We start from the raw sequence: 517 nt of genomic DNA, 5'->3' as shown, positions 1-517 counted from the left end.
GGTGTAGAGATTACGTTAGATGGTACGCCTATTAAGAATAAGCGGTTTCAGTGGCAATCGATCATCAATTACGCTACCCAGCATGAGTATGTTGTTAAGTTAGATCCTATATATTCCCCTAACAATCTCTGGTATACAGCTGGTGCGCGCCGCGATGTTTTTGCGCAGACCGAGCATGCGCTTCGTGACCCTCAGGGGAATATGATCCATCAGAACGGCCTTCCGATGCTGAGTAAATTCGTAGAACCTTTTGGATATAAAGATCCGAGATTCAGTTTCGGCTTTATAAATAACTTCACTTTTGGTAACGTAAGTCTCGGCGTAAATATTGATGGCCGGGTAGGCGGAATTATGTACAATTACATTTATAATAAAATGTATGATACAGGTTCGGCGCCCGAGACCGATAATCAATTTCGTTATGATGAAGTTGTTAACGGGTTAAAGAACTACGTTGGAAATGGGGTGAAGGTGGTAAGCGGAGAAGTAACCTACGACTCTTTTGGCCGGATTACCA

1 protein-coding gene is annotated in these 517 nt (G+C 43.1%); it reads left to right on the top strand.

Annotated features, from left to right (window positions below; genetic code table 11):
- Nucleotides 1-517 (top strand): hypothetical protein (locus ACNOHI_RS25605; RefSeq protein ID WP_420477537.1); only part of this gene is annotated, 517 nt, incomplete at both ends.

Source organism: Noviherbaspirillum sp. ST9 (assembly GCF_048799745.1).
Taxonomy (GTDB): domain Bacteria; phylum Pseudomonadota; class Gammaproteobacteria; order Burkholderiales; family Burkholderiaceae_D; genus Noviherbaspirillum.
The sequence above is the reverse complement of the archived record's forward strand: the minus strand, read 5'-3'. Positions and strand labels throughout refer to the sequence as shown.